This is a genomic window from Mycobacterium sp. ST-F2, from assembly GCF_001905655.1.
GTDB lineage: Bacteria > Actinomycetota > Actinomycetes > Mycobacteriales > Mycobacteriaceae > Mycobacterium.
Genome location: NZ_JMHT01000007.1, coordinates 45,276 through 68,730 on the forward strand (window position 1 = coordinate 45,276; position 23,455 = coordinate 68,730).

Sequence of the window (23,455 nt, forward strand, 5' to 3'; positions counted from 1 at the left end):
GCTGAGCATGAGCACTAGTTCTGTACTCATCGCCCCCGACGACACTGCTGCTTCGACCGACACCCCGAGGTACACCCTCCTGTTGTCGGCCGATCCCGAACACATCGACGCCGCGCAGCGGCTTCGTCACCACGTGTTCACCTCCGAGCCGGGTTACACCCTCACCGACGACAGCCCCGGATTCGAAAGCGGCCGCGACGCCGACCGATTCGACGAGTTCTGCGATCACCTGCTGGTCCGCGAGGACCACACCGGCGAGTACGTCGGCTGCTACCGCATGCTGCCGCCGCCCGGCGCCATCGCCGCCGGCGGACTGTATACCGCAACGGAATTCGACGTCACCGCGCTCGACCGCCTGCGCCCGTCGCTGGTGGAGATGGGCCGCGCAGTGGTCCGCGCCGACCACCGCAACGGCGCCGTCGTGCTGCTGATGTGGGGCGGCATCCTGGCCTACCTGGACCACAGCGGCTACGACTACGTCACCGGCTGCGTGTCGGTGCCCATCCAGGGCAGCCCCGACGAGCCACCGGCCACCCAGATTCGCGGCGTGCGCGACTTCGTCAACACGCGGCACGCCTCGGAGTACAAGGTGCGCCCGTACCGCCCGGTGATCATCGACGGCAAGCTGCTCGACGACATCGAGCCGCCGGCCCGGGTGACGGTGCCGCCGTTGATGCGCGGCTACCTGCGCCTCGGCGCCAAGGTGTGCGGTGACCCGGCCTACGACCCGGACTTCGGCGTTGGTGACTTCCCGGCCCTGCTGGACAAGCGCGAAGCCGACGTTCGGTACCTGACCCGGCTGCGGTCGGCGGCCGCGGCGACCGACAAGGCCGCCCAGTGACAACGCCCGTGACACCGCAGGAGCACGCCTGGCTGCCGAAGGCGTCGTGCGACACCAGCTGCATCCGGGTCGATGCCGTGCACGTCAGCCGCCCGATCGTCGTCGTGCTGCGCACCACCGTCCGGCTCATCATGACGATGCTGCTGCTGCCGGCACTGCCGCTGCTGGCGGTGCCGCTGCCCGGCAAGTCCCGCATCCAGCGGATGTACTGCCGGCTGATGCTGCGGTGCCTGGGCGTGCGGATCACCGTTTCCGGTGGCCCCATTCGCAACCTGAGCGGCGTCCTGGTGGTCGCCGGGCACGTGTCGTGGGTGGACATCTTCGCCATCGGCGCCGTCATGCCCGGCTCGTTCGTGGCCCGCGCCGACCTCATCGAGTGGCCGGCCCTGGGCTTCGTGGCCCGGCTGCTGAAGGTCATCCCGATCGACCGGCACAGCCTGCGTCGCCTGCCCGACGTCGTCCGCACCGTCGGGGACCGGCTCACCGCAGGTCAGACGGTCGTCGCGTTCCCCGAGGGCACGACATGGTGCGGGCTGGGGCACGGCACGTTCGCCCCGGCCATGTTCCAGGCTGCCATCGACACCGGTCGCCCCGTGCAGCCGCTGCAGTTGACCTACCGGCACCCGGGCGGCGCGCAGTCGACCATCCCGGCGTTCATCGGCGACGATTCGCTGCTGACGTCCATCAAGCGCGTCATCACCGCCAAGCTGACGGTGTGCCACATGCAGGTGCAGTCGCTGCAGCTGCCCGGCACCGACCGCCGGGATCTGGCCGCCCGGTGCCAGGCTGCGGTGCACCAGGTGGGTCCGCTGCCCGTCGCCGCTGTTCACGGGCACGTGCTGGCAGCCTGACCGGTTTGGCCTGGCCGGTATCCTGGACAGGCCATGAGCCCCGCATACCTGGACCACGCCGCCACGACCCCGATGCACCCCGCTGCCATCGAGGCGATGACGGCGGTCCTGGCGGCAGGCGGCAACGCGTCCTCGTTGCACACCTCCGGCCGGGCCGCCCGGCGCCGGATGGAGGAGGCCCGCGAGTCCCTGGCCCAGCAGTTGGGTGCCCGGCCCTCCGAAGTGATCTTCACCGCGGGTGGCACCGAGAGCGACAACCTGGCCGTCAAGGGCATCTTCTGGGCCCGCCGGGGCAGCTGCCCGGGACACCGTCGGATTGTCGTGTCGCCCGTCGAACACCACGCGGTACTCGATGCCGTCGAGTGGTTGGTCGAGCACGAGGGTGCAGAGGTGACGTGGCTGCACGTGGACAGTTCGGGTGCCGCCTCCGCGGAAGCCCTGCGTGAGATTCTCGAAACCCATGACGACGTCGCGCTGATCAGCGTGATGTGGGCCAACAACGAGGTCGGCACCATCCAGCCGGTCGCCGAATTGGCTGCGGTCGCAGCTGAATTCGGTGTGCCCATCCACAGTGACGCGATCCAGGCGGTCGGTGCCGTGCCGGTCGATTTCGCGGCGAGTGGGCTGTCCGCCATGAGTGTGGCGGCACACAAGTTCGGCGGCCCGACCGGGGTCGGGGCGCTACTGCTGCGCCGGGATGTCGCCTGCGTGCCGCTGCTGCACGGTGGTGGTCAGGAACGTGACGTGCGTTCGGGCACACCGGATGTCGCGGGGGTGGTGGCCATGGCTGCCGCAGCGCGCGTCGCGGTCGAGGGCCTGGACGCCCACCGGGCCCGGATCGGCGCCTTGCGGAACCGCCTGGTCGACGGCGTGCTGTCCGGCATCGACGACGTGGTGCTCAACGGCGGCACCGGCGAGGATCGGCTTCCGGGCAACGCGCACTTCACTTTTCGCGGCTGCGAGGGCGACGCCCTGCTGATGCTGCTGGACGCCAAGGGTGTCGAGTGTTCGACGGGCTCGGCCTGCACCGCCGGCGTCGCACAGCCGTCACATGTCTTGATCGCGATGGGCGCCGATCCGGCGAGCGCCCGCGGATCACTCCGATTTTCATTGGGGCACACCAGTTCTGACGCCGACATCGATGCCGCGCTGGCCGTGCTGCCGGCCGCGGTCGAGCGGGCCCGTCAGGCCGCACTGGCCAGTGCCGGGTTGGGAAGGTAGTCATGCGGGTTCTGGTAGCGATGAGCGGGGGAGTGGACTCCTCGGTGGCCGCGGCGCGCATGGTCGACGCGGGCCATGACGTGGTGGGCGTGCACCTGGCGCTGTCCACCGCGCCCGGCACCCTGCGCACCGGGTCGCGCGGTTGCTGCTCCAAAGAGGATGCCGGGGATGCCCGCCGGGTCGCGGACATCCTCGAAATCCCTTTCTACGTCTGGGATTTCGCGGACCGCTTCAAGGAAGACGTCATCGACGACTTCGTCGAGTCGTACGCCCGTGGCGAGACGCCGAACCCCTGCGTGCGCTGCAACGAGAAGATCAAGTTCTCGGCGCTGTCGGCCCGGGCCCTGGCACTGGGATTCGACGCCGTGGCAACCGGGCACTACGCGCGGCTCGAGGACGGCAGGCTGCGCCGTGCCGTCGACGCGGACAAGGACCAGTCGTACGTCCTCGGCGTACTGACGGCCGAGCAGTTGAGCCATGCGCTGTTCCCGATCGGCGACACCCCCAAGCCGCAGATCCGGCAGGAAGCCGCCGAGCGTGGGCTGGCCGTCGCCGACAAGCCGGACAGCCACGACATCTGCTTCATTCCGTCCGGCGACACCCGGGCCTTCCTCGGCGCCCGCATCGGGATACGTCCGGGTGCGGTCGTCGATGCCGGCGGCACCAAGCTCGCCGAGCATGACGGCGTGCACGGGTTCACCATCGGTCAGCGCAAGGGCCTGGGCATCGCGGGTCCGGGGCCGGACGGCCTGCCGCGCTACGTCACGGGCATCGACGCCGAGACCGGGACCGTGCACGTCGGCGGCGTGGAGGATCTCGAGATCCACGAACTGACGGGCGAGCGTCCGGTGTTCACCTCGGGTGTGCCGTTTGATGGCCCGGTGGAATGCCTGATCCAGGTGCGGGCGCACGGCGGACTGGCCGACGCGGTCGCCGAGTTCGCGGACGGCGTGCTCGACGTGCAGCTGCGCACTCCGCTGCGCGGCGTCGCCCCAGGTCAGACCATGGTGCTGTACCGCCGCGACCCGGACGGCGACGAGGTCATCGCCAGCGCCACGATCGCGCGCTGATCCCATCCGAAAGCAACCAAATGGTTGCGTTTCTGAAGTTTCGGTCGTAGCGTGATAGGCAACCAGGAGGTTGCTTATGAATTCCGATCGCATCGAAAAAGAAGTCACCCTGCGTGCCCCGCTCGACCGCGTGTGGCGCGCCATTTCCAACGCTGACGAGTTCGGGCGCTGGTTCGGCGTCCGATTCGACGGCCCGTTCGTCGCGGGTGAATCGGTGACCGGGGTGATCACACCGACCGAGGTCGACGACGAGGTCGCCGCCGCGCAGGAACCGCACGCCGGGACAGCCTCGGTGTGGCAGATCGTCGCCGTGGACCCGCCGCGGCGACTGGCCTTCCGGTGGCACCCGTACGCCGTCGAACCCGGCGCCGACTATGACAGCGAGCCGACCACGCTGGTCGAGTTCACTCTGACCGAAACCGCCGACGGCGTCCTGCTGCAGATCGTCGAATCCGGGTTCGACAGCATTCCCGCCGACCGTCGCGCCGCGGCATTCGAGGCCAACAGCGGCGGCTGGGAAGCGCAGACGAAACTGGTACGCAAGTACCTGGGCGAGCCGGTGTGAGTACCGCGGTCGAAGACCGGGCGCCGCTGTTCGACGCCCTCGGCGACCCCAATCGGCTGCGTATCGTCGTGCGGCTCTGCGAGGCCGGACCGTGCTCGACTTTGCAAGTGACACAGGTGATCCCGGTGACCCGGCAGGCGGCCACCAAACATCTGCTGCTGTTGGAGGCGGTCGGATTGGTGACCAGCAGCCGGCACGGACGTGAGCGCATCTGGCGCATCCAGCCGGACCCGCTCGCCGAGGCCAGCGAGTACCTGACCGCGTTGTCGAGGCGCTGGGACCGGGCGCTGGACCGCCTGCGGACCTACGTGGAGGATCGGGCCGAAGACCCCATCGAATAGTGTTGGCCGCGTGACTGTTTTCGCCCAGGCAACCGGTATCGGCTCGTGGCCGGGGACGGTCGCCCGGGAAGCGGCGGCAGTCGTCGTCGGCGAGCTGCCCGCGCTGCCGCATCTCGTGGAACTGCCGGCCCGCGGCGTCGGCGCCGACATCATCGGACGAGCCGGTGCGCTTCTGGTCGACATCGGCATCGACACCGTGCCCCGTGGCTACCGCATCGCACCGGGGCGTAGCGCCGTCGTGCGCCGGGCCACCGGCCTGCTCGACGAGGACGTCGACGCGCTCGAAGAGGCATGGGAGAAGGCCGGGTTGCGCGGTACCGGACGGATCATCAAGGTGCAGGTGCCCGGTCCGCTGACGCTGGCCGCCGAACTCGAATTGTGCGGCGGCCACCGGGCCATCACCGACCCGGGCGCCCTGCGCGACCTCACCGGCTCGCTCGCCGAGGGGGTCGCCCGTCATCGGGCCGAGGTCGCGCGACGCTGCGAGGCCGAGGTGGTGGTGCAGTTCGACGAACCAGCACTGCCCGCTGCGTTGGCCGGACGGCTCGCCGGGGTGACCCGGATGTCGCCGGTGGCTCCGGTCGACGCGCTGCTGGCCGCGAGCCTGCTCGATGAGTGCATCGCGACCGTCGGCGGGCCGGCGAGCATTCACGTGTGCGCCACCGATGTGCCGTGGAAAACCCTGGCGCGTACCGCCTTCGAGGCGGTCTCGGTCGATGCGTCCAAGCTGACCGCCGCCGATCTCGATGGCATCGGCGAATGGGTCGAGGCAGGCCGGACCATCATGCTGGGGGTCCTGCCGGGTGTGGCCCCGGATCGTCCCGTTCCCGTCGAGAAGGTGGCCGCCACGGCCGCGAGCGTCACCGACCGGCTCGGCTTTCCGCGCGCGGTCCTGCGTGAGCGCGTCGGACTGACGCCGGCATGTGGTCTGGCCGGGGTGACGGAGAAGTGGGCCCGCACGGCATTGACCCTGCTGCGCAAGGCCGCGGACGGCATTGCCGACGACCCGGATGCAGCGTGAGTTCTGGTCTTCCCAGCGAACGGTCGAATGGGTTCACTCGGGCGCGGTGACGTGCCATGATGAGGGTCCAGAGTGCGCAGGGGGTTGCCACTCAGCAAGGAAACGATCGGGGGCGAACGTGCGCCGTGACGATGCGTTGCTGACGATCGCGAACCTTTCGGTCGCGGCACTTCTCGCCGTGGCGGGGCCCTCGGCGGCGATCGCCGCCGCCGACCCCGGCGGCTCGCACGGCAATGGTGGCAACAGCGGTTCGGGCAAGTCCGGTTCCGGCCAGAGCAGCGCTTCACGCGGCAACTCCGGCAACGGCGGTGGTGCCGCGGAGAACAGCAGCTCCGGCCCCAAATCGTCGATCTCCAGTCAGACCAACAACGGGAACTCGTCGAACTCGAACGGCAATGGCAACGGCAGCGCAATCGGCAGGGCAAACAAGGCCGCGTCGGGCGCTCAGTCCAACTCTGGTTCTGACAATCCCGCCGCGGCACCAACGTTCACGCCACCAAACGCGCCGTTGCCCGTCGTCGTGGCCGAACAGCACGTCGTCAGGGCGCCCGCCGGCGGTTCCTGGTCGTCGCCGACCGCGGCGCCGCCGCCCCTCGAGCTGCAGGTGCCCTTGCTGGTCAACGAGGAGGGCGCTGCGGATCTGATGTCGGTCGACCACACTGGCATCCCGGTGTGGGCTGCGGCCGAGCCGGTCGAGGTGCGGGGTGACCTGTTCGGACTGGCGGGGCTGATTCTGATGCCGCTCGTCGGACTCGCTGTCGGGTATCGCCAGGCCAAGGCTCAGCGCGACGCCGAACTGGAGATCGGCCCTTAGATCTCGCGGATATCGCGCAGTTCGCGGCGCAGAATCTTGCCGGCCGCGGACTTCGGGATCGCGTCGATGAACGCGACCTGCCGGACCTTCTTGTACGGCGCGACCTGGCCGGCGACGTAATCCATGATCTCGTCGCCGGACAGCGTGGACTCCGGTTGCAGGACCACGAACGCCTTGGGCACTTCCTCGCCCGATTCCGGATCGCGAACACCGACCACCGCCGCATCGGCGATGCCCGGATGCGTGAGCAGCACGGCCTCCAATTCGGCCGGCGGCACCTGGTAGCCCTTGTACTTGATGAGCTCCTTGAGCCGGTCGACGATGTAGATACAGCCAATGGCGTCGACCCGGGCCAGGTCACCGGTGTGCAGGAAACCATCGGCGTCGATGGTCTCGCGGGTGGCCGCGTCGTTGTTGAGGTACCCGGCCATGACGTTGGGACCCCGGAAGCACAATTCGCCGACCTCGCTGAGGCCGTGCTCGGGCTGGTCGATCTCGGCCCCGGTATCGGGGTCGACGATCTTGCTGACGGCATTGGGCACGGTCCAGCCACACGAGCTCAAAGGCGCGACGGCGCCTACGATTTCGCGGCCCCCGTCGAACGGCATGCAGTGGCTCACCGGGCTCAGCTCGCTCATGCCGTAGCCCTGCACGATGGGGCAGCCGAGCCGGTCAGCGACGGCCATCCCGAGGTCGTCATCGAGTGGAGCGGCGCCCGACATCAGGCCCTTCAGCGAATCGAGCCGGTACGAGTCGACCATCGGGTGCTTGGCCAGGGCCACCGCGACGGGCGGGGCGATGAAGGCGAATGTGCACTTGTGGTCCTGAATGGTCCCGAGGAACTGGGCGAGGTCGAAGCTGGGCATGATGACCAGCCGGGCCCGGGCGTGCAGCACGGAGTTCAGCAGCACCGTCATGCCATAGATGTGGAAGAACGGCAGCACCGCCAGCACGCGGTCGTCCCCGTCCATCGCCTGGATCGGCCGAATCTGCGCCACATTCGCCGCGAGATTCGTGTGGGTGAGCATGACGCCCTTGGGATTTCCCGTCGTACCCGAGCTGTACGGCAGGGCCGCCAGGTGGGTGGCCGGGTCGAAGCTCACCTGCGGAGCCGGCAGTGCGGCGTCGAGAAGTTCCGCGGCGTTCGGATGGCCGTCGATCGCGCTCCCGGGACCGTCGAGGAGGACGATGCGGTCGGGTGCCAACCCGATCTGCTCGGCGGCCTGCAGTGCCTGCGGCGCCAGCGCCGTGACGGTGATGAGCATGGCGGCACCGGAGTCCGTCAGCTGCTTGGCGATGTCCTTGGCGGTGAACAACGCATTGATGGTCGTGGCCGTGGCGCCGGACCGCAGAATGCCGTGGAAGGCCACCGCGAACGCGGCGCTGTTGGGTGCCAGCAGGCCCACCACGTCGCCGACACCCAGGCCGCGGGCGGCCAGCGCGCCGGCGAACGCCTCGATCCGGGTGGTCAGTTCGCGGTAGGTGTAGTCGGCGCCCGTCGCGACCTCGGTGATGGCGATGCGATCAGCATCCGAGTCGTCCAGATCGCCGAAGATGAACTCGTAGACGGCCGTCGTCGGGATCTGGACCTCGGGGAAAGGGCTGGCGATAGTCATGGCGTCTTAGATCGAACCATGCCGGGGTGACGTGCGTCATGCCGGTTGACTGCCGCTGTGGGGCCGGGTTATCGGGCCGCGTTACATCTCGTCGATCAAGCGCAACGCCCCCGTCGGGCAGGCCGCGACTGCCCGGCGCAGCACCGGCAGGTCGACATCGGTCGTGTCACCGATGTCGACCGTGCCGCCGTCAGCTACCCGGAACACGGTGCTGTTGATGCCCTCGCACATGCCCATGCCGATACAGATGTCGCGATCGACCTCCACCCGGCTCATGGCTGCGCCGTGAACGGAAGGTGGGTCGGGCGGCGCACATAGCTGCCTTCGGCGTACTCGACCGCCTCGGCGTCGACGTCGAAGTCCGGGCAGCGGGACAGCAGTTCCTCGAGCGCGACGCGGGCCTGCATGCGGGCCGCTGCGGCACCCAGGCAGTGGTGGTTGCCATGGCTGAACGTCAGGATCTGAGCGGGCCGGCGCAGCACGTTCAGTTCCTCGGCATCGGGTCCCCACTGCCGGTGATCGCGGTTGCCCGAGCCGTACAGCAGGAAGGTCTTGCGGCCGGCCGGAATGGTGGTGCCCTCGATCTCGACGTCGCGGGTCGTCATGCGCGCCAGGCCCTGTACCGGGGACGTGAGCCGCAGCAGTTCTTCCACGGCGTCCGGGATGCGTGTCGGATCGTCGATCAGGAGCTGCCGCTGGTTGCGGTGCGCGGTGAGCAATTGCACTGCGCCGCCGAGCATTCCGGTGGTGGTGTCATTGCCGCCGGTGATCATCGTGAAGGCGAAGCCCAGGATGGAGAGGATTCCGGACATGTCGCCGTCGGCGCCGAAGCCGGCTTCCACCAGATGCGAAACGGTGTCGTCTTCAGGATTCTTCTGGCGGTAGGCGATCAATTCGTTGAAGTAGGTGAACAATTCGGCGATGGCCGGGGCTGCCGCGGGCTGGTGCCCGGTGGCGTTCGCGGCCACGATGGCATCGGTCCACGCGTCGAACCGGTCCCAATCTTTTTCCGGGACACCGAGATAATGCGCCACCACCATGGTCGGCATGGGTTTGAGGAATTCGGTGATGATGTCGCCGGTGCCTTTGGCGCGCAACTTCTCGATGCGGTCGACCACGAATTCGCGCACCTTTGGTTCGATCGCGGTGACCTGCCGTGGGGTGAACCCCTTGGCCACCAGGCGCCGGAAGGTGGTGTGGACCGGCGGATCCTGCATCACCATCGGCGGATTGTCCTTGATGCCAACGGCTTCCATGTCGTCGTAGTTGAAGGTGAGGCCCTGGGCCGACGAGAAGGTCTCGTGGTCTTTCGCCGCCGCGGAGATGTCGGCATAGCGCGACAGCACCCAGTAGTCCTTGTCCGGGGCGTGCTCGGGGATGACGTGGTGAACCGGATCATGTTCGCGCAGTGCGGCATACATGGCCCAGGGGCTGCGCCAGGTGGCGGCGGAACCGGGGGTGAAGGTGACGGCGGTGGTGGTCATGCGGACTGTGCTCCTGTGGTGAGCTGGGGGAAGGGGCCGAAGCGGTCGTTGTAGCCGTCCAGGCGGGCGGCGAGTTGGGCCTGTCGTTCGGCATCGGTGACGTACTTGGTGTCGGCCGGCAGCACGGTGCCGAGCTGGTCGAGGGTGACGACCTGCTGCGAGACGATCATCGGCACCGCTGGGTTGTTGGGGTCCAGGGCCTGGAACCGGATGTAGAGGGTGCCCTGGTTCAGGCCGCCCGTGGAAACCCAGTTGGCCACGCCGGGGTCGTCGGGGGAGATGACCAGCGTGTAGGTGCCGTCCGGATTGGCGATCGACTGAACGTTGTTCAGACTCGTCTGCTCGGTGCCGTCACCGGGGGAGAGCTCCCAGTCGTTGGTCACCGGAACTACGAAGTATCCGGCATTGCCGGGATTGATGGTGATCACGAGGGCCTGGTCATCGGCCAGCTGGAAGTAGCCGAGGCTCTGCTTCTGCGACACCAGGGTGCCGGGGAAGTTGAACGGCTGCGTCAGCGTGTTGGGTGGCTTGAGCTGGCCGGTCTGCAGATTGACGGTGACGATGTCCAGCGCCGTATTGTGCGCGGCGGTACCGAAATTCGCGAGGATGTCGACGGTGTGGGCGACCATCTGGTCGTACGTCTCCGCCCGGGATCCCTCGGGGCCGCTCGTGCGCGTGACGGTGAGGCTGGGCGCCGATTCGGTGTTCCAGTCCGCCATCGTGTACCGGACGAAGATCTGCTGGGCGTCCGGCGGCAGATAGATGTGGTTGGTCTGGCCGGGTTGCGTGGGATTGCCGTCGACCGTGATGGTGAACGTGCCGTCGGGGTTGACCACGAGGTTCTTCGCCAACAGATTGCCGATCGGCTTGGCGTCGCTGATGTCGGCGTAGACGCCGAAGTTTCCGTCGACGGGAACGCCGCCGAGGTACTTGCCGGTGATCACGTAGGTCGAATCGCTGCGCACCGGGATGGTGCGGTAGATGGTGTCGGGATTGTCGTAGATGAAACGCCCACCCGGGGTATCCGTGCCGTACCAGCTGTGCGCGCGCATGTCGACGGCCATCACCAATGGGTTGTCGGGGTCGTTGTTGACGACGGTCATCGCGGCATTGAGCGCCTGCTCCCGGGCCGCCTGGTCCAGCAGCGCCAGATTCTTGGCGTCGACGCCGCCGACCAGGCCGAACCGCTGCTGCGCGTGCGCCAGCCACGCCGCCTTGAGGGCCTCGATGGCGGCCTGCACCTCCGGGGTGTTGACGATGTCCTGGGCCTTCTGCTCCAGCGCGATCTGGTCGGCGGTGCCGAGCGGGCTCGTCGGCTTCACGGTGACCGTCACCGTTTCTGTGGTGGTGGCGCCGGCGTTCGGCTGGAACAGCTTCAGCAGGTTGAAGTGGAACGGATTGCCGGGCCGGTCATCGACGGTGACCGTGAATGTGTCGGTGCCGCCGGTGAAAGCCATTGCGTCACTTGGGGTGTACGTGAATGTGCCGTCGGGCCGTACCGTCACCGCACCCTTCGTCGGGCCCTTGTCGACGGTGTAGGTGAGCTTGTCGCCATTGGCGTCGGTGGCCTTGAGGTCGCCCTTGATGACGCCGCCGAACGTCTGGCTGGTCTCGGTCTGCTTGTAGTTGATGATCGGCGCGGAATTGAAGAAGGTGTTGCCGATCTCGCGGCGAATCCAGCTGAACAGGGTCCAGAGCACCGGCGCCTGCGGCGGGGTGGCCGGACCGGTTCCGGCGTGCGGGACCAGTCCGATGGCGCCGAGCAGGCTCGACACCACCTGGGTGACGAAGTTTCCACCGGTCGCGGCCGTGGATACCGGTTGTGTTGTGGCCGTGAGGGAATTGATCTTGGTCGCGGCGGCGGACAGGGCCGACGACACCGTGGTGGCGGCGGATGCCGCCGAAGGCGCCTGGGCTGCAACCGGTTTCGGCGTCGCCACTGCCGCGGTCTTGCTGGTCTGCTGCGGTGTGGTCGCGGCGGTCGCCTGGGCGACGGACACAGCGGGCTTCGGTGCCCGGTTGCGGGTCCGGTCCTGGCGCGGCTTCTTCGGTGTCGCGGTGGGCTTTTCGTCGGAAGTATTGGTCGGGGGTGTTTCGGCCTTGTCCGGAGTCGTGGCGGACGACGCCGTCGGGTCATTCGTGGCCGGCTCGTTCTTGATTGCCGAATGCTTCTGCCGCTTAGGCGCTTTCGCCTTCTTGGTGGGCTTCTCGGGTTTCTTGATGGTCGACGACGGGCTGTCAGCTGACGACGACACGGAGGTGCCGGCGTCGGTGCCGGTATCGGCGAGGCAGATGGCGGGGCCGTTGGCGATGGCCACGCCGATGCCGAGGGCCACGGCCAATGCGCCCACGCGCCCGATGAAGCGCGCGTGGCCTGAGCCTTGGCCCGCGCTTGCCGAGCGTCCCAGGTGGTTCAGCGTCGTCGCTGTATCCATTCATTCTCCCGATGATGACGAATAATTGTCATAGTGATGCCAAATATTTGGCGACGAGCAGATGGTAAGCATCGCGGGCGCGGACGCGCAAGGGTTGATTTCCGGCCGGCGGGCAGCGTCTGGTACCCGCTGAATGTCAGCGGGTTCGGGGGTTGTTGCTGCTAGCGGTTGCTGAGCTTTGCTGCGGCAGCGCGCAATTCGTTGATGTACAACGTGCGGTCGGCGGCGCTCACCGAGGGGTTGAGTGGGCCCAATTGGAGCTCATACGCCGCGTAGCCGTCGGCGTTGAGCACTGCGCAGCTCAGGTAGCTCACCGGGAGGGGCTTGGTGGTATTGAGTTGCTGCGTGCTGTACGGGTGTCTGCCGAGGCTGACCAGGGTCTCGAAGACCCGCTGGCGCAGGGCGCCGTTGCGGGGGTGCTCGGACAGGAGCAGGGCGACGTCGCTCAACACGCCCAGCACCTCGGGATCGGAGTCGCCCATGCCGAACACCGCGACACCGTCATGGTGAAGTTGCTCGAGCATGTCGCTCAAAGCCGGACGTAGTTCCTGAGGTGCGGTGGCCAGCCACTGTTGTTGACTGGCCGCGTCCCGGCGGGCGATGACGGAGGCGCCGGCCGGCGCGGTCAGGGGCAGTCGCACGCCGACGCCGACGCCGCCGGGTATGTGGCCGACGCCGCGGACCACGTTGACGAACGTCATCTCGGTGGTACCGACCATGGCCAGTGAGACGCCGCAGCCGGTTGCGTTCGCCAGATCGTGCAGGACTTCGACGTGATTCTCCGGCAGGGGCAAGGCATTTCGCACGGCCTCGGCGACGCCGAGCATGCCCGGACCGAGCGTGTAACTCCGATCGGCAAGGCGCACAACCCAACCCGCGCGTTCCAACGCCAGCAGAATGGAGGTGACCGTCGCGCGGTTGAGTTCCAGCCGGGATGCGATCGAGGCCACCGAGCTGGGCTCGGACTGCTGCGCCAGGAGTTCGACAATGCTGACGACGCGATCGGTGGGGGGTGAGCCCGCCCGGGCGCTGTCTTCCAGCGGAGTGCCGCGTGCCATCGATGCTCCTGCCGTATGGGTACGCGGAGCATCGTATGACGAATAGTTGTCGTTGGCGTGTAGCGGTGAGCGTCTTGGTGTCGAGAAGGACCGAATGGTTGTTTCTGAGGTCGTCAAAGCGACCATTTGGTCCTTCTCGGCGACGGGGCGTCAGACTGTGCGGGACTAAGCCTCGCCGCGGTCCAGCAGCTCGCTGGAGCCGAGGACGCGTTCCACCCGAACCTCGATCACCACGCGCCGGGGATTGACGCGCGGGGTGCGGTAGCGCTGGGCGTACCGGAGCTCGGCGTCACGAACGTCGTCGACGTCGTTGCTGACCGTCGACTTGCCCTCGAGCGACAACCAGCGGGCGCCGTCGACCTGGCTCAGCACCGCGACGCCACGCTGGGCCGCGTTGAGGGCCTTCTGCGAGCCGCCGGTGGTGATGACGCGCGCGATGTGGGTCTTCGGGTCGAAGGTGAAACCGACAGCCACGACGTGCGGGGAATTGTCCGACCGCAGGGTGGTCAGCATCGCCAGATGACGCTCGGTGAGGAATGCCAGCGCGTCACTGGTGAGCCGTGTCGTTGCCTTCGCCATCATGGTCAAAACTAGCGCAGGCGATAATCGCTGCCGTGAACGACACGGTGAATAGCGGCGGTGAGGTGGTCGTCATTTTCGGCGGCCGAAGCGAGATCGGCCTCGAGCTGGCCACTCGTCTGGCGCCCGGCAACACGGTGGTGCTCGCCGCACGTCGCGCACACCAGCTGACCGAGGAGGCGCAGGCGGTCCGCGCGGCAGGCGCCGCCGAGGTGCAGACCTGCGAGTTCGACGCCGACGACCTGACGTCGCACGCCGCATTGATCAGCACGATCGAAGCCGAGCACGGGCCGATCGGCACCGCGGTCCTGGCCTTCGGCGTTCTTGGTGACCAGGCCCGGGCCGAGGTGGACGCCGCGCACGCGGTGGCCGTCGTGCACACCGACTACGTGGCGCAGGTGAACCTCCTGACTCTGCTGACGCAGCGCATGCGCGCCGTGGGTCGGGGACGGCTGGTGGTGTTCTCGTCGATCGCCGGGGCGCGGGTCCGTCGGGCCAACTACGTCTACGGGTCGGCCAAGGCGGGCCTGGACGGCTTCGCCTGCGGGTTGGCCGACGCGCTGCACGGCACCGGCGTCCAGTTGCTGATCGTGCGGCCGGGCTTCGTCATCGGCCGGATGACCGAGGATATGGAACCGGCGCCGATGTCGAGCACACCGGCGCAGGTCGCTGAGGCCGCGGCCCAGGCACTCAAGAAGGGCAAGTCGGCGGTGTGGGTGCCGTGGGGGATCAGGCCACTGATCTTCGCGACGCGTTTTGTGCCGAAGGCGATCTGGCGGAAGATGCCGCGATGAGCGCTTGCGCGAAGAGCAGAGGGCACTGATGACCGGGAACGAAGGAAAGATCACGGTCGTCGGCATCGGGGCCGACGGCATGGCTGGGCTCGGTCAGCCTGCTCGCGATGAACTACGTAGTGCCACAGTCATTTTCGGTGGGCCGCGGCAGCTGGACCTGCTGGGCGGCGACGTGACCGCCGAGCGGCGGGCCTGGCCGTCGCCGATGCTGCCGGCGCTGCCCACGCTGTTCGACGAGTTGCCCACCGTGCACGTGGTCGCCTCCGGCGACCCGATGCTGCACGGCATCGGCGCCACGCTGATCCGGCTGTTCGGCCGGGATCGCGTGACGGTGCTGCCGCACGTGTCCTCGGTGACGCTGGCGTGCGCCCGGCTGGGATGGAGCGTGCAGGACACCGAGGTCATCAGCCTGGTCAATGCCGCACCTCACACCGCCATCCGCCTCGGTGGCCGCGCGGTGGTGTTGTCCAAAGGGTCTGACACCCCGAGGGCGCTGGCCCGGCTGCTCACCGAAACCCGGCGCGGCTATTCGGAATTCACCGTCCTGGAACAACTCGGCGGGCCGGCGGAACGCGTGACCACCATGACGGCCCAGGAGTGGGACGCCAGTGACCCGTCCGTCGACGCGCTCAATGTCATTGCCGTGCGGTACGCACCCGACCTGCGCATCGGGACGGTGGTGGCGGACACGGCCTTCGACCACGACGGACAGATCACCAAACAGACCATCCGGGCGTTGGCGCTGACCGCGCTGCAGCCGCGCCCCGGTCGGGTGCTGTGGGACGTCGGTTCGGGGTCGGGCAGCATCGCCATCGAATGGTGCCGCGCGTCGGGTGGCCGGGCCGTCGCCTTTGAGCGCGATGCGGTGCGGCGCGCGCGAATCGCCAACAACGTCACCAAGTTCGGCGTCAGCGTGGACGTGCGCGGCGCGGCGCCGGACGGATTTGACGACCTGGCCGCCCCGGACAACATCTTCATCGGCGGCGGCCTGACCCAACCGGGTCTGTTCGACGCCTGCTTCGACGCCCTGGACCCGGGCGGAAGGCTCGTCGCCAATGCGGTCACTGCGGAGTCGGAAGCGTTTGTGGTACAGCGATATTCGGAGCTCGGTGGCGACCTGCACCGGTTCCAGCATTATCACGGCGAACCGATCGGTGGCTTTACCGGTTGGCGCCCCGCCTTGCCGATAACCCAGTGGACGGTGGTCAAGAAATGACGGTGTACTTCATCGGCGCCGGGCCCGGTGCCGCCGACCTGATCACCGTGCGGGGGCAGCGGCTGCTGCAGTCCTGCCAGGTGTGCTTGTACGCCGGCTCGATCATGCCCGACGACCTGCTGGCGGAGTGCCCGCCGGGAGCGCGCGTGGTCGACACCGGTCCGCTCAACCTGGAGCAGATCATCAGCGAACTGGCCGCCGCTCATGACGCCGGACTCGACGTGGCGCGCCTGCACTCGGGCGACCCGTCCATCTACAGCGCGGTCGCCGAGCAGCGCCGACGGCTCGACGAACTCGGCATCGACTACGAAATCGTCCCCGGCGTCCCGGCTTTCGCTGCCGCGGCAGCGGCGATCGGCCGGGAGCTGACGGTGCCCGGTGTGGCGCAGACGGTGACCTTGTCCCGGGTGGCCACGTTGTCGACGGCGATGCCCGACGGCGAGGACCTGGTCAGCCTGTCCAAGCCCGGGGCCACCTTGGTGCTGCATCTGGCGGCCGCGCAGATCGACAACATCGTGCCGCAGCTGCTCGAGGGCGGATACCGTCCGGAAACCCCCTGTGCGGTCGTGGCTTTCGTCAGCTGGCCGACCGAACAGGTCATCACGTGCACCCTGGCCGACCTGGCCGAGCGGACGAAGAAAGCCGGCATCACCAAGACCGCGGTCATCTTCGTCGGCGACGCGCTGGGCGCTCAGGGCTTCACCGATAGCTACCTGTACTCCAGCGGCCGCCGCCGCGGGGCGACACATTGATCGCGCCCGCCGGCACCCGCCCGAGCGCTCGGGCCTTCCTCGGTATGTTCGGTTGGGGCTCGTCAACTTGCGTTGACGGTCAACGAAAGTTGACGGTCCCAAATCACGTGTGCCGTAGGAGAGCGGACACGCCGGAGGCGACACGCCGATGAAACTGCTGCTCCTGGGCGGGACGTCCGAAGCGCGGGCCTTGGCCAAGCGGCTGCACCCCGACATCGACCTCATCAGCTCGCTCGCCGGCCGCGTCCCGGACCCGGCGCTGCCCGTGGGCCCGGTACGCATCGGCGGGTTCGGTGGCGTCGACGGTCTGCGAACGTACCTGCAGGACAACCAGATCACCGCCGTCGTCGACGCCACCCACCCGTTCGCCGCCAACATCACCGCCAATGCGGCCCAGGCGTGCGCGGGCCTGCGGCTACCGCACCTCGTCCTGGCCCGGCCGGCCTGGCCGTACGGTGACGCCATCGTCGTCGCCGACGACCGGATTGCCGCCCGGACTGTCAAAGACCACGGCTTCCAACGGGTTTTCCTCACCACGGGGCGCTCGGGCACCACAGCTTTCCGGGACTCAGCCGCCTGGTTCCTGATCCGTGCCGTCACGCCGCCGGAGCCGGAAACGCTGCCGCCAAATCACCACATCCTGCTGTCCCGCGGCCCCTATGACTACGAGAACGAGCTGGCCCTGCTGCGCGACCACCGCATCGATGCCCTCGTGACCAAGAACAGCGGGGGCGCCATGACGCGCGCCAAAATCGAAGCAGCACAAGCGCTGACGATTCCGGTGATCATGGTCGACCGGCCGGCCCTGCCGGACGGGGTGACGACCGCCAGCACCGTCGAGGACGCCGAACGCTGGGTCAGGAGCCTGGGTACGTCCGCGGGGTGAACACCCGGTCGCCCTCGGCGGTGGTGTGCCACACCGTCTGCGACGATCCGATGATCAGCATGCAGCGCATATCGATCTCGGCCGGCTTGAGGTCGGCCAGCCGCACGACCCGTACTGATTCGTTCGGCCCGGCCACGTCGCGGCCGATCACCACGGGGGTGTTCGGGTCCCGGTACTCGAGCAGCAGGTCCTGCATGGCGGCGACCTGCCAGGTGCGGGTCTTGGACGCCGGGTTGTAGATCGCGAGCACCATGTCGGCGCGCGCGGCGGCAGTGAGCCGGGTGGCGATGATGTCCCACGGCTTGAGCCGGTCGGACAGCGATATCACCGCATAGTCATGACCGAGCGGCGCACCGACCCGGCTGGCCACGGCCTGCGCGGCGGTCATCGCCGGGACCACCCGGACTGCCACGCCCGGCCACTGTTGGGCCTCCTCGAGCACCGCGGTGGCCATCGCGAACACCCCGGGATCACCCGAGGACACCACGGCGACGGCCCGGCCCTGCTGGGCCAGCGTGCAGGCGAGTTCGGCGCGGGCGCGCTCGTCGGTGTTGTCACTGGGGTGGCGCTGCTGGCCGGGGCGGACCGGTACCCGGTCCAGGTAGGGCCCGTAGCCGATCAGATCGGTGGCGGCCGCCAGCTCACGGCGGGTCTGGGCCGTCGTCCACTCCGGATCGCCCGGGCCGAGCCCGACGACGACCACGCTGCCGACGGGGGACTCGCTACGGCGAGAACCGGGCAGGATCGCGATCGAGAAGTACGGCACCGTTGCGTCGTCGACGTCGGCGGCCGGCAGCACCCGCTGCGCCTCGGTGCTCGCGCGCTCCACGTAGAACGCCTCGTCGAGTCGGCCGGCGGATGAAAGCGCCTGCCGGACAGTCGGATACGACCGGCCGAGCTTCATCACCACGGCTGCGTCGGAGTCGGCCAGCCAGCGTTGCAGCTCACCGGCCGGCAGCGTGCCCGGCAGGATGGTGAGGACCTGTTCGCCCTGCACCAGCGGCGTCGAGATGGCGGCCGATGCGGCGCTGACGGACGTCACGCCCGGCACGATCACGGCGTGGAACCGCTCGGTCAGCCGCGTGTGCATGTGCATGTAGGAGCTGTAGAACAGCGGGTCACCTTCGGCGAGGAGTGCGACGTTACGGCCTGCGGCCAGGTGGGTCGCGATGCGCTCGGCTGCCTCGGTGTAGAAGTCCTCGATGGCGCCGTCGTACCCGCCCGGATGCGACGTGGTCTCGGTGGTCACCGGGTAGACGAGGTGTTCCTCGATCTGGCCGGGGCGCAGATACGGCTCGGCGATGCGGCGCGCGATGCTGTGGCCGTGGCGTGCGCTGTGGTACGCCACCACGTCGGCCTCAGCGATCACTCGCGCGGCCTTGACCGTCACCAGTTCCGGGTCACCCGGACCCAGACCGACGCCATACAAGGTGCCCAGGGCGTTCATTCTCGTTCACTCGCAATCGCGTTCACCGCGGCAGCGGCCATGGCACTACCGCCACGCCGCCCCGTCACCACCAGATAGTCCATGCCGCGCGGCCGCGCGATCAGTTCGTCTTTCGACTGCGCCGAGCCGACGAAGCCCACCGGGCCACCCAGCACCGCGGCCGGCACCGGGGCGCCCTCGTCCAGCAGTTCCAGCAGCCGGAACAGGGCGGTCGGCGCATTGCCGATGGCCAGCACGGCACCCCCGAGTCGGTCGGCCCACAGGTCGACGGCTGCCGCGGATCGGGTGCTGCCCAGCTTCGCGGCCAGTTCCGGCGCGCGCGGGTCGGCGACCAGCGACACGACTTCGTTGGCCTGGCCTTTCGAGGGCAGCCGCGAGCGGGTGATGCCGGCCGCCACCATCGACGAGTCGCACAGGATCGGGGCGCCGGCAGCCAGGGCCGCGTGCGTCCGGGTGACCACGTCGTCGGTGAAGGCGACGTGCTCGGTGACGTCGACCTGGCCACAGGTGTGGATCAGACGGACGACAACGCGGGACACGTCGTCGGGAAATCGCGCCAGATCCGCCTCGTCGCGGATGGTCGCGAACGACTGTCGGTAGATCTCCGCAGCGTCGCGGACGTAGTCGAGCACCCGATAACCCTACGGGTGGCGCGGTTCGTACCCCGAGTTGGTCGCTACCAGCACTTCACCGACCGACGGGCTGCCGCACGCGCGCTCGCAGCCGACGAAGTGCCGGCGCCCGCCGGGCTCGCCGGACTCCGCCGCGGTGGCGGCGTCACTGCGGACATCGGCCAGTGACTTGGCACACCCCGGGCTTCCGGTGCAGGCGCTGATCGACAGCCAGGGGGAGTGCTCGTCGAAAATCAGGCCGAGGGGCGCGAGCACGCGCAGTGCGGTGTCGGCGATGCCCTCCTCGAGGTCACAGATCAGTAACGAGCGCCATGGCGTGACCACGACCGGGGCGGTGATGGCTGCCACAAACTCCGCAGTGCGGGCCTGCAACACACCCAGTGGCACCGCCGCGCCCAGCGCGATGCGGCCGTCGTCCTGCGTGATCCAGCCGACGGGCGGGGCATCGACCGGCGACCAGGTGGCGCCGGGCGGTTCGGTGGCGTGCAGGCCCGCGCGGGTCAGGAGGTCGACAGTATCGTCGAGTTCGCTTGTCCGCCAGCAGTTCCCGCGGATCGCCAGGAAAGCCTGGGCCAGCGTCAGTAGCGTGTCCGCGGCCTGCGTGGCGGCAATCCGTACCCCGGTGTCGCGGCCCGCGACCAGCACCGCGGCGGTGTCGGGGGACAGTAGATGAGTGCTCGCATCGGGCGCCAGGCCGGAGATGTCACCGCGACCGTCGTCCACCCCGAACCAGAACCGTCCGGGCAGTTTGGCCAGGTCAGGACGCTTTTGTAGACCGGAATCGAGGTCGCGCACGATGTCGCGGACGTCGCCCAGGCCGCCGCTACGGCCCGACAAGGGCGACGCCACGATGTTGCGGACCCGCTCATGGCTGGCCGACGGCAGCAGGCCCGCGGAATCAACCGCCGCCGCCAGGCCGGCCTCGTCGTGGATGCCGCGTACCTGGATGTTGCCGCGGGAAGTCAGTTCCATTGCCGGCGAACCGAATTCGGCGGCGGCGTGGGCCAGTGCCTCCAGCTGTGCAGCGGTGATCATGCCGCCGGCCAGGCGGATGCGGGCCAGGCCACCGTCAGCTGCCTGGTGCACCTGCAGGGCGCCTGGGCAGGCGTCGTCGTCACTGCTGCGAATCACCTTGTCCACGTTACGTTGTGCTGCAAATTGTGAAGCGGGTCACTGCCGTTTCCGGCCTGTTCCGTGCCTTACAAGTCTCTTGTTTTCAACGTGTCGGCCCGTACCGTGGAACGCGAACTTCCGTTTGCTACACCGCATTCGGATGACCTAAGGAGGGACGCAATGTCGGATTTCGCTCTGTACGTTGGTGGCGTCTTCGCTCTCATCGTGGCCGCCGGCCTGCCCTACCAGGGCAAGACCTGGTACTCGCGCTGGCAGACCACCGAGCGCTGATCTCAGCCGCTTCGAGTAAGTAAGACCGCCGACGGGGCGGGTTGCGAAAGCAGCCCGCCCCGTTGTGCGTCTGAATCCGAGGCCGAGCCCCCACACGACGTCGTACGCTGCCCCGATCGAGTTCCTGTGGCGATGGGGGCGTTCCGTGTGGTCGAGAATGATCGACGGGGTTCGCTTCGAGGAGCCGCTGGAATCGGAGTTCCGGCGCGATTTCAACCGGCTCGGTCGCACGTCCCGCCACGAGATGTGGGCCGTCCTGCTGGTGGCGGTCATCGCGGGCATCATCTTCCACCGCACGCTGTGGGGAGTGCCGCCAGACGTGCCGCTGGGGCCCTCCCTGCTGATTTCAGTGGCCGTCCCGATGGTGTTGCGGTGGCTGAGCGGCGATCACAGTCCAGTGCGACGCTGGTCGTCAACTCTCTACATCGCGTCGGTCTACATCGATGTCGCGTGGTTGATGGCGCTCCGCATCGCGTGTATCCGGCATGGTCTCGACGTGGTTCCGCTGGTCATGCCGGTGACGTTCCTGATGACCCTGATCGTCGTCCAGATCCGGTTCCAGTTGCTGGTGCCCGCGATAACGGCCGGAATGGCCGGAATCGTCGTGACCGAACTCGTGGCGTTCGACCCCGCCGGCGATCGGCTGTTCGGCGTGGCGACGTTGAGCGCCATGGTCGCCGTGGCGCTCAGCGCGGCCTATGAACTCGAGCGGTCGGCCCGGACCGGTTGGCTGCGTGCGCGGGCGCTGGCCGAGCTGACCCGTACCGATCCGTTGACCGGGGTGCCGAACCGCCGTTACTTCGACGACAAACTCGTCGAGTCGGCGCGGCACGCTGACCTCGGCGGCGGGGGCTTGGCCGTGATGACGCTCGACATCGACCACTTCAAGGCGTTCAACGATCGCAACGGCCACCCCGCCGGCGACGACTGTCTGCGGCGCGTCGGCGCCTACTTGGGGCGGTCCGCGAGCGGCCCGGACGAGTTCTGCGCGCGCCTCGGTGGCGAAGAGTTCGCCGTGGTGTGGTGTGCGGCAGACCCGGCCGAGGCGGCGGCACGTGCCGAAGCCATCCGGTCGGGCATCGGCGGGCTGGCCATTGTCCGCGACTCCGACGGCGGCGTCGTCACGGCGTCCGCCGGGCTGGTGTACGACATGTCGGGGGGCGTCGGCGTCGAACTCCTGCGCGCCGCCGATGCCGCGCTCTACCGCGCCAAGCGCAGCGGCCGGAATCAGCTCGTCATATCGGACCAGCGGATCAACGCGAGCAAGCCAATCACGGCAGCCACGCCGGTTGCCGTCCCACGATCCACTCAACTCGCGCCACCGGAGGAAGCCGAGTTCCGGCAGGCGTTCGATCGGCAGGGCCGGATCGCGCGGGCCGCGATCATGCTGGGCCTGATCGCCGTCTGCATCGCGATCCTGTCCACGCTGAGGATGCCGCCCGAATCGCAGACACTCGCCGTGCGCACGGTGGCATACGGGATCATTCCGTTCGCCACAGCGGCGGCGGCGACGGCGCTGATACCGCGACTCAACCGGTTCTCGGCGCCGATGTTCATCACCGCGGTCTGCGTCATCACCGGCGTCCTCATGGCCGAGCGGATCATGCAGCTGTCACGGGGCTACGACGTCGTCCCGTACCTGATGCCCATGGCAGTGCTGCTCAGCATGTGCGTCGTGAAAATCCGCTTCAGAGTGCTGGCGCCGACCGTACTGGCAATCCTGCTGGTGATTTCGGCGACGGAGTTGTGGGTGCTGCCCTGGACCAGCAACCGGTTCCTGACCGTCGCGGCGTCGGGCTTCATGGCGGCTGTCGCTGTGTGGTCCTCCTACAAGGTGGAACGGTCGGTGCGTTCGGAGTGGGTCGAGGAGCGCGAACTCGACGAGCTGTCCCACACCGATCCGCTCACCGGGTTGTCCAACCGGCGGTCGTTCGACGCGGCACTCGACTGCATTGATGCAGCGACAGACAGCCGGTATGCGGCGGTGATGATTCTCGACGTCGACAACTTCAAAGGCTTCAACGACCGGTACGGCCACCCGGCCGGCGACGACGCGCTGCGTGCCATCGGCGGGTACCTGCGGGTCCGCAAAGCCGACAGCAATGTCGTGGTGGCTCGCATCGGCGGAGAAGAGTTCGCCGTGCTGTGGCGTACCCCGGACCACGACGGCACGCGCAAACGGGACGCCGAGGCACTGCGCCATGGCATCGCAGCACTGGGCCCGATTGCCGGTACCGAGACGACGCTGACGGCGTCGGCCGGATTCGCCGAGGGCTCGCTGTCGGCTTTGCAGGCGTCGGCCCGGCGCCTCGTGGAGCGTGCCGACCAGGCGCTTTACGACGCAAAAGGTCACGGCCGCAACCAGCTGATCGCGAGTGCGCCAGACGCCGCAGACGGCTCGACAGTCTGCGTACGGTACGAATAGTCG

The 23,455-nt window shown here is 68.4% G+C and carries 22 protein-coding genes; 13 read left to right on the top strand and 9 right to left on the bottom strand.

Going from position 1 to position 23,455, the window contains the following annotated elements:
* Window positions 1-7 precede the first annotated feature (7 nt).
* From EB75_RS03840 to EB75_RS03875, 8 genes are all read left to right on the top strand, one after another.
* Window positions 8-841, top strand: a complete 834-nt coding sequence (locus EB75_RS03840) for a GNAT family N-acetyltransferase (RefSeq protein ID WP_073694282.1) — start codon at window positions 8-10, stop codon at window positions 839-841.
* Entirely contained in the window at window positions 838-1,692 is an 855-nt protein-coding gene (locus tag EB75_RS03845) for a lysophospholipid acyltransferase family protein (protein WP_142239412.1), read from the top strand. The genes EB75_RS03840 and EB75_RS03845 overlap by 4 nt, the downstream gene beginning before the upstream one ends.
* A 33-nt stretch (window positions 1,693-1,725) precedes the next feature.
* Window positions 1,726-2,913: a cysteine desulfurase family protein gene (locus EB75_RS03850; RefSeq protein ID WP_073694158.1), complete on the top strand. Its 1,188-nt coding sequence runs from the start codon at window positions 1,726-1,728 to the stop codon at window positions 2,911-2,913.
* 2 nt (window positions 2,914-2,915) lie between these two features.
* Complete coding sequence (mnmA, locus tag EB75_RS03855; RefSeq protein ID WP_064985826.1) at window positions 2,916-3,983, top strand: tRNA 2-thiouridine(34) synthase MnmA; 1,068 nt, start codon at window positions 2,916-2,918, stop codon at window positions 3,981-3,983.
* Between the two features lie 76 nt (window positions 3,984-4,059).
* Window positions 4,060-4,548: an SRPBCC family protein gene (locus EB75_RS03860; protein WP_073694159.1), complete on the top strand. Its 489-nt coding sequence runs from the start codon at window positions 4,060-4,062 to the stop codon at window positions 4,546-4,548.
* Window positions 4,545-4,889 carry an ArsR/SmtB family transcription factor gene (locus EB75_RS03865; protein ID WP_073694160.1) on the top strand — a complete coding sequence of 115 codons (345 nt, stop codon included), beginning with the start codon at window positions 4,545-4,547 and terminating at the stop codon, window positions 4,887-4,889. The genes EB75_RS03860 and EB75_RS03865 overlap by 4 nt, the downstream gene beginning before the upstream one ends.
* A gap of 10 nt (window positions 4,890-4,899) precedes the next feature.
* Entirely contained in the window at window positions 4,900-5,910 is a 1,011-nt protein-coding gene (locus tag EB75_RS03870) for a methionine synthase (RefSeq protein ID WP_073694161.1), read from the top strand.
* A gap of 118 nt (window positions 5,911-6,028) precedes the next feature.
* Window positions 6,029-6,724 (top strand): hypothetical protein, encoded by a 696-nt coding sequence (locus EB75_RS03875; RefSeq protein ID WP_073694162.1) that lies wholly within the window; start codon window positions 6,029-6,031, stop codon window positions 6,722-6,724.
* Here EB75_RS03875 and EB75_RS03880 read toward each other — a convergent pair.
* From EB75_RS03880 to EB75_RS03905, 6 genes are all read right to left on the bottom strand, one after another.
* On the bottom strand, window positions 6,721-8,340 hold the full coding sequence (locus tag EB75_RS03880) for a 4-coumarate--CoA ligase family protein (protein ID WP_073694163.1): 1,620 nt from the start codon (window positions 8,338-8,340) through the stop codon (window positions 6,721-6,723). The genes EB75_RS03875 and EB75_RS03880 overlap by 4 nt on opposite strands.
* A gap of 81 nt (window positions 8,341-8,421) precedes the next feature.
* The gene (locus EB75_RS03885) at window positions 8,422-8,616 is read right to left on the bottom strand and encodes a ferredoxin (protein ID WP_073694164.1); all 195 of its coding nucleotides are present in this window, start codon (window positions 8,614-8,616) and stop codon (window positions 8,422-8,424) included.
* Window positions 8,613-9,824: a cytochrome P450 gene (locus tag EB75_RS03890; RefSeq protein WP_073694165.1), complete on the bottom strand. Its 1,212-nt coding sequence runs from the start codon at window positions 9,822-9,824 to the stop codon at window positions 8,613-8,615. The genes EB75_RS03885 and EB75_RS03890 overlap by 4 nt, the downstream gene beginning before the upstream one ends.
* Entirely contained in the window at window positions 9,821-12,259 is a 2,439-nt protein-coding gene (locus EB75_RS03895) for an Ig-like domain-containing protein (protein ID WP_073694166.1), read from the bottom strand. Before EB75_RS03895 ends, EB75_RS03890 begins: the two co-directional genes overlap by 4 nt.
* A gap of 161 nt (window positions 12,260-12,420) precedes the next feature.
* Entirely contained in the window at window positions 12,421-13,317 is an 897-nt protein-coding gene (locus tag EB75_RS03900) for a helix-turn-helix domain-containing protein (protein WP_073694167.1), read from the bottom strand.
* Window positions 13,318-13,482: 165 nt separating this feature from the next.
* Complete coding sequence (locus EB75_RS03905) at window positions 13,483-13,899, bottom strand: F420-dependent biliverdin reductase (protein WP_073694168.1); 417 nt, start codon at window positions 13,897-13,899, stop codon at window positions 13,483-13,485.
* Window positions 13,900-13,931: 32 nt separating this feature from the next.
* Between EB75_RS03905 and dprE2 the strand changes: the two genes are divergently transcribed.
* The 4 genes from dprE2 (at window position 13,932) to EB75_RS03925 (ending at window position 17,544) form a co-directional block, all read left to right on the top strand.
* Window positions 13,932-14,690, top strand: coding sequence for a decaprenylphospho-beta-D-erythro-pentofuranosid-2-ulose 2-reductase (gene dprE2 / locus EB75_RS03910; RefSeq protein WP_073694169.1), 759 nt, complete (start codon window positions 13,932-13,934; stop codon window positions 14,688-14,690).
* 28 nt (window positions 14,691-14,718) lie between these two features.
* Window positions 14,719-15,906: a precorrin-6y C5,15-methyltransferase (decarboxylating) subunit CbiE gene (gene cbiE / locus EB75_RS03915; RefSeq protein WP_073694170.1), complete on the top strand. Its 1,188-nt coding sequence runs from the start codon at window positions 14,719-14,721 to the stop codon at window positions 15,904-15,906.
* Entirely contained in the window at window positions 15,903-16,658 is a 756-nt protein-coding gene (gene cobM, locus EB75_RS03920) for a precorrin-4 C(11)-methyltransferase (protein ID WP_073694171.1), read from the top strand. Before cbiE ends, cobM begins: the two co-directional genes overlap by 4 nt.
* A gap of 148 nt (window positions 16,659-16,806) precedes the next feature.
* Window positions 16,807-17,544, top strand: a complete 738-nt coding sequence (locus tag EB75_RS03925) for a cobalt-precorrin-6A reductase (protein WP_073694172.1) — start codon at window positions 16,807-16,809, stop codon at window positions 17,542-17,544.
* Here the strand turns inward: EB75_RS03925 and EB75_RS03930 are convergent.
* The 3 genes from EB75_RS03930 to cobG are packed head-to-tail and all read right to left on the bottom strand — an operon-like array spanning window position 17,516 to window position 20,754.
* A complete protein-coding gene (locus tag EB75_RS03930) occupies window positions 17,516-18,991 on the bottom strand; it encodes a precorrin-2 C(20)-methyltransferase (RefSeq protein WP_073694173.1) in 1,476 nt (491 codons plus the stop codon). The two genes, EB75_RS03925 and EB75_RS03930, sit on opposite strands and share 29 nt — an antisense overlap.
* Complete coding sequence (locus EB75_RS03935; RefSeq protein WP_073694174.1) at window positions 18,988-19,623, bottom strand: precorrin-8X methylmutase; 636 nt, start codon at window positions 19,621-19,623, stop codon at window positions 18,988-18,990. The genes EB75_RS03930 and EB75_RS03935 overlap by 4 nt, the downstream gene beginning before the upstream one ends.
* Window positions 19,624-19,632: 9 nt before the next feature.
* Window positions 19,633-20,754 (bottom strand): precorrin-3B synthase, encoded by a 1,122-nt coding sequence (gene cobG, locus EB75_RS03940; protein ID WP_073694283.1) that lies wholly within the window; start codon window positions 20,752-20,754, stop codon window positions 19,633-19,635.
* 430 nt (window positions 20,755-21,184) lie between these two features.
* Between cobG and EB75_RS03945 the strand changes: the two genes are divergently transcribed.
* On the top strand, window positions 21,185-23,452 hold the full coding sequence (locus EB75_RS03945; protein WP_073694175.1) for a GGDEF domain-containing protein: 2,268 nt from the start codon (window positions 21,185-21,187) through the stop codon (window positions 23,450-23,452).
* Window positions 23,453-23,455: the final 3 nt, after the last annotated feature.

Bases quoted from the DNA above. Each gene is read 5' to 3' on its own strand.
- EB75_RS03885 (WP_073694164.1), bottom strand. From the start codon at position 8,616: ATGAGCCGGGTGGAGGTCGATCGCGACATCTGTATCGGCATGGGCATG.
- EB75_RS03880 (WP_073694163.1), bottom strand. From the start codon at position 8,340: ATGACTATCGCCAGCCCTTTCCCCGAGGTCCAGATCCCGACGACGGCC.
- cobM (WP_073694171.1), top strand. From the start codon at position 15,903: ATGACGGTGTACTTCATCGGCGCCGGGCCCGGTGCCGCCGACCTGATC.
- EB75_RS03905 (WP_073694168.1), bottom strand. From the start codon at position 13,899: ATGATGGCGAAGGCAACGACACGGCTCACCAGTGACGCGCTGGCATTC.
- EB75_RS03860 (WP_073694159.1), top strand. From the start codon at position 4,060: ATGAATTCCGATCGCATCGAAAAAGAAGTCACCCTGCGTGCCCCGCTC.
- EB75_RS03890 (WP_073694165.1), bottom strand. From the start codon at position 9,824: ATGACCACCACCGCCGTCACCTTCACCCCCGGTTCCGCCGCCACCTGG.
- EB75_RS03850 (WP_073694158.1), top strand. From the start codon at position 1,726: ATGAGCCCCGCATACCTGGACCACGCCGCCACGACCCCGATGCACCCC.
- mnmA (WP_064985826.1), top strand. From the start codon at position 2,916: ATGCGGGTTCTGGTAGCGATGAGCGGGGGAGTGGACTCCTCGGTGGCC.
- EB75_RS03930 (WP_073694173.1), bottom strand. From the start codon at position 18,991: ATGAACGCCCTGGGCACCTTGTATGGCGTCGGTCTGGGTCCGGGTGAC.
- EB75_RS03945 (WP_073694175.1), top strand. From the start codon at position 21,185: ATGATCGACGGGGTTCGCTTCGAGGAGCCGCTGGAATCGGAGTTCCGG.
- EB75_RS03925 (WP_073694172.1), top strand. From the start codon at position 16,807: ATGAAACTGCTGCTCCTGGGCGGGACGTCCGAAGCGCGGGCCTTGGCC.
- EB75_RS03900 (WP_073694167.1), bottom strand. From the start codon at position 13,317: ATGGCACGCGGCACTCCGCTGGAAGACAGCGCCCGGGCGGGCTCACCC.
- EB75_RS03895 (WP_073694166.1), bottom strand. From the start codon at position 12,259: ATGGATACAGCGACGACGCTGAACCACCTGGGACGCTCGGCAAGCGCG.
- EB75_RS03840 (WP_073694282.1), top strand. From the start codon at position 8: ATGAGCACTAGTTCTGTACTCATCGCCCCCGACGACACTGCTGCTTCG.
- cbiE (WP_073694170.1), top strand. From the start codon at position 14,719: ATGACCGGGAACGAAGGAAAGATCACGGTCGTCGGCATCGGGGCCGAC.